Raw genomic sequence first — 4,430 nt, 5'->3', positions numbered from 1 at the left:
CGCCCCAGGTACCCCCCCAGAGGAAATCGCTGACCGTAGTCGCAGCGTCAAAGAAGCCGTCCATTCCACTCCCCAATCCAAAAACTGAGCGCACCTTAGGCAGGCCAGCCGCCTGCCGAAAGGCTTTTCTTCTCATTCATGGCAGCCGCCTTGCGGGAGGATGAAAGCGAATTCACTTGAGACAGGCCGTGCCAGTCCGCGATACCAAGGCAGAAAACAAAGGACCTCACCATGCTCGAATTTGCCCGGACCACGCTTGCCGCCTTTGCCACAGCAGGACTGGTGGCCACAGCGGCTGCGGCGCAATCGCCGATCGAAGTGGATACGCGCGATGAGGCAGTTCGTGAGATCGCAGAAACCATCAGCGAGCGCTTTTATGACGCTGAACGCGCAGCGCAGATCGCCGCAGATCTGATCGCCGCACTCGATGCGGGCGCCTTCGCAGGGTTCGATGACGGTGAGAGCCTGGCGACCGCGCTGACCACCCGCCTCTCTGCTGAGGACCGCCATTTCGGTGTCAATTATGTTGGCCCGGAAGCGGTCGCCGCCATGCAACGGCGCGATGGTGCCGGCCCTGCGCGCGAACGTTCGGCTGACCCGTGGGCCCCGCTGCGTCGCCAGAATTTCGGATTTGCCAGCGTCGAGATCCTGCCCGGCAATATCGGCTATATCGATCTGCGCCAATTCGCCCCGATCCAGCCGGCGGAATCGACGGCTCGCGCCGCGCTGGACTTCATCGCCGGGACCGATGCAGTGATCTTTGATGTCCGCCAGAATGGGGGCGGTGCCCCGTCAATGGTGCAATACCTGGTCAGCCACTTCCTCCAACCCGGCGGCCAGACCCTGATCAACACATTCGTCTCGCGCGATCTGGAATACCCCAATCAGATGTGGTCGCTGCCATCGCACCCGGCAGGCAATCGCCCCGATATTCCGCTCTATGTCCTGACCAGCGCCCGGACCGGGTCAGCCGGTGAAGCCTTTCCCTATCATCTCAAGGCCCTCGAGCGCGCCACCATTATCGGCGAGTCCACCTATGGCGCCGGCAATCCGGGTGGAACCTTCCTGACCGAGGCAGGCTTCACCATCTTCGTCTCCACCGGTTCGGCGAGAAACCCGATCACGGGCACCAATTGGGAAGGCACGGGCGTTCAGCCACACATCGAGACCGCCGCCGGTGACGCGCTCGATACCGCGCTCGCCAATGCCTATGCCGCCTTGCTGGACGCCGGCAGCGATGACGGTGCGCGCCTGACGCTGGAATGGGCCCTGGAAGGCCTGAATGCCAATGCCGAGCCGGTCACGCTGAGCGAAACCGCTCTGGCCCGCTATGCCGGAACATACGGGATCCGCAATGTCTCGGTTGAAGACGGGCAGTTGATCTACAGCCGCGACGGTCGCCCCGGTGCCGCCCTTCAACCGCTCGGCGATCACCGCTTCCGGCTCGAGGGCGACGATGATGCCCGCTTCATATTCGTGATCAGTGGATCCGGGCCGGCGGATAGCATGGACCTGCACCTCGCCGATGGTCGGGTGATCGGGAATGTTCGAACGGACTGAGATCAGTCGGGCAGGACTTCGATCACGAAGACTCCGAACACCCAGTCATCATCATTCATTCCGGTCAGCGCGGGATCCGTCCCGCGCGGCCAGACCAGCATGGCCGGACCGCGTCCGCCTATGCCCATCGGGCGGCCGTCCTGAAACAGGGCCAGGATGACGTCATGAGCCTGATAGCGGTCGGCGGATATATCGCGCTGATAGCCATCGAGCGCGGTGACACGGATTGAGCGATCGTTCACGCCCGCATAAGCCAGAACATCGCACAGAAGCGGCCCGGTGAAACTGTGCGTATCCCCACCGGCCGGGAAGTCGGTGTCCAGCGTCCGGGTCTCAAAAGCGGCCAACTCGGACGCGGTAAGGCCGAGCGCGCGCTCGAAGGCGACACCATAACTGGCAAACATGGGCTCTTCAGCCGCCTGCATCGCCCCGCGGTCATACTGCCCGAGCGGGCCGTGCAGGGTGACGAGATCGGGCCCGACCCTGTTAGTCCGTCGGCAGGCTGGCAAGCGGCCAGGAAGCCCGCAAGCAGGGCGGACGCGATGAAGCCGGTCATGACGCGCATTCAGTGTCCCTCTCAACAGGATCCGGTGTCATCACAGATACGTCCCGGCCAGCGTCGTCACGCGACCGCCCGTACCAATCTTGAATCGCGCTATGCCGGCCCCCGAATTCGTATTCACGCCGCCCAGATCCAGTTGCTGCACCCCGCGCGCCTGCAGCTGTCCGATTGCGTTCCAGAGCAGGAGATTATGCGCGCCCCGCGACGCATTCCCATGGTCGAGCCAGCCAATCTGGTAGGTTGCAGAGCTCCCGTGGACCAGAAACAGCATGGCGGCCTGCTTCTGCTTGCCGGCATCCGCCCGCAGGATGAGAAGGCTGTCGCGGTCCTGCCTGGCCTCGACAAATTCCGGTACGAGCGCGGCCGGCGTCGATCGATAGCCTCGCGCGGCACGTTGCCCCTCCTCACTGGCGAGAAGCCAGCGATACTGGGCCAGCTTGGTACCATTGCTGACGACAGACAGGCCGGATTTCTCTGCGGCCTTGAGATTATTCCGCCATTTCTGGTCAAGGCCGGCCCGCAAGGCGTCAACGTCCTGAGTCAGGTCGAGGATCACTGTGGAATGACCCGTCATCACCCGGCTTAGACGCCGCGTGCCGGGATCGCGCTCTTCGTCCGGTGTGATCATGACGAGGCGGGGTCGCGACAGTCCGAGGCTGGTCTTGAGCAAGCGATAGGCCTGCTGGCGCTTTGCGTCCGAGACGGTTTCCAGCCAGACCGGGCCGCGGGTGCACAGCGCCATGTCGACCAGGCCGGCAATTTTCCGCGCTGTGAACTGGGCCAGGCCGACCAGGACACCCTCATCGACCAGCCCGGCGCGAATGACCCGTCCGCCGAGCCGCGTCACAGCCTCTCCATAGCTCCAATCCTGCTGGAGCGCTGCGGGCCGGGCCATAAGGGCAAGGTCCCATGTCGGCTGGCCGATATCCAAATCGATTTGCATGGGAGGAAGCGTTAGGGATATCCGGTTAATGAGAGTTAAGCATAACCGAAAGGACTCAGCGATGCTTGGAAAGCGACCCCAGACTGTCATGGGCCACACGATCGCCGAGCCGCGACTCACCCTGATGGCCGTGTGGCTGGGCTTTCTCTATGTCGGCCTTCCCTTGCTGGTGTTCACAGGCTTGCTCGACCTCGCCATGCAGGTATTTTTTGGCGTCTGCACCGGTCTCTGGTGTCTTCACTGACTGAAACCGGGCCGCGGCTCATATGAATTCGCGGGACATGCGAAGGTCGGCATGCTTCAGTCGCGCCTCCAATTGCTTGGGGGAAAAACATGAGACGAATTCTTGCCGCACTGGCCGTCCTGGCGATCGCTGCCTGCAGCGCGCCGACCGAAACAGCCGATACGACCGACGCCGAGAGCGCGGCCGTGGCCCAGGCCATCTATGACGCCTTTGCCGTCGGCGATGTTCCGACCTTTGCCGGGCTTCTTCACGCCGACATCGTGTGGAATGAGGCCGAGAACTACCCCTATGCCGACAACAATCCCTATATCGGTCCGGATGCCGTCCTCGAAGGCGTGATCGGCCGCGTGGTCACCGAGTGGGACGGGTTTGCCGCCGTGCCGGAGAGCATGATCGCCCAGGGAGACCGGGTCGCTGTCATGGGGCGCTATACCGGAACCTTCAACGCGACCGGCGAAGCCATGAACGCCCAGTTTGTCCATGTCTGGACGATCCAGGACGGCCAGGCCATCGCCTTCCAGCAATACGCCGACACCTGGCAGGCCCGCCGGGCCAGCGGAATGGATTGATCCCGAAGGACGAAAACCGAATGGCCGCGCAGTCGCCACATCGAACCCGCAAGGGTCGCAAACGCGACTGCGCGCCGATCGGCCCGCTCGGCCCATCGGAGGCACGACCCTGGATGAAATCCGGGGGAGTTGCCGTGAGATCAAGAAGAAATAGCGCACCCAAGAGGCGCCATTTCGAACCCGCAGGGTTCGCAAGCGCGACCGCGCGCCGGGCGGTCAGCCCGCCCCATCGGAGGCGCGACCCCGGATCAAATCCGGGGGAGTTGCCGTGAGATCGAGGAAATGGCGCACCCAAGAGGCGTCATTTCGAACCCGCAGGGTTCGCAAGCGCGACCGCGCGCCGGGCGGTCAGCCCGCCCCATCGGAGGCACGACCCCGGATCAAATCCAGGGGAGTTGCCGTGAGATCGAAGAAATGGCGCACCCAAGAGGATTCGAACCTCTGACCTCTGCCTTCGGAGGGCAGCGCTCTATCCAGCTGAGCTATGGGTGCGTCGAAGGCGAACCCATAGCCGATGCGGTTCAGGTGCGCAACGCGGCTATACGCCTGCCG

At 63.5% G+C, this 4,430-nt stretch carries 5 protein-coding genes and 1 tRNA gene; 3 read left to right on the top strand and 3 right to left on the bottom strand.

Annotation, left to right across the window (positions count from 1 at the left end):
- Positions 1–231 precede the first annotated feature (231 nt).
- A complete protein-coding gene (locus QZ266_RS10105) occupies positions 232–1,560 on the top strand; it encodes a S41 family peptidase (protein ID WP_295694713.1) in 1,329 nt (442 codons plus the stop codon).
- Between the two features lie 2 nt (positions 1,561–1,562).
- Here QZ266_RS10105 and QZ266_RS10100 read toward each other — a convergent pair whose 3' ends face one another.
- Positions 1,563–1,964, bottom strand: a complete 402-nt coding sequence (locus QZ266_RS10100) for a molybdopterin-dependent oxidoreductase (RefSeq protein WP_295694710.1) — start codon at positions 1,962–1,964, stop codon at positions 1,563–1,565.
- Positions 1,965–2,156: 192 nt separating this feature from the next.
- Positions 2,157–3,065 carry a GNAT family N-acetyltransferase gene (locus QZ266_RS10095; protein WP_295694707.1) on the bottom strand — a complete coding sequence of 303 codons (909 nt, stop codon included), beginning with the start codon at positions 3,063–3,065 and terminating at the stop codon, positions 2,157–2,159.
- Between the two features lie 61 nt (positions 3,066–3,126).
- On the opposite strand from QZ266_RS10095, the gene QZ266_RS10090 reads away from it, so the two are divergent.
- Together QZ266_RS10090 and QZ266_RS10085 are read left to right on the top strand one after the other, a co-directional pair.
- Positions 3,127–3,309, top strand: coding sequence for a hypothetical protein (locus QZ266_RS10090; protein WP_295694704.1), 183 nt, complete (start codon positions 3,127–3,129; stop codon positions 3,307–3,309).
- 89 nt (positions 3,310–3,398) lie between these two features.
- Complete coding sequence (locus QZ266_RS10085) at positions 3,399–3,878, top strand: nuclear transport factor 2 family protein (protein WP_295694701.1); 480 nt, start codon at positions 3,399–3,401, stop codon at positions 3,876–3,878.
- Between the two features lie 415 nt (positions 3,879–4,293).
- On the opposite strand, the gene QZ266_RS10080 is transcribed toward QZ266_RS10085, so the two are convergent.
- Positions 4,294–4,370: transfer RNA gene (locus QZ266_RS10080), tRNA-Arg, on the bottom strand.
- Positions 4,371–4,430 lie beyond the last annotated feature (60 nt).

Origin of the sequence: uncultured Maricaulis sp. (genome assembly GCF_905480005.1) — a bacterium.
Classification (GTDB): Bacteria; Pseudomonadota; Alphaproteobacteria; order Caulobacterales; family Maricaulaceae; genus Maricaulis.
This window is presented reverse-complemented; position numbering and strand designations above follow the sequence as displayed.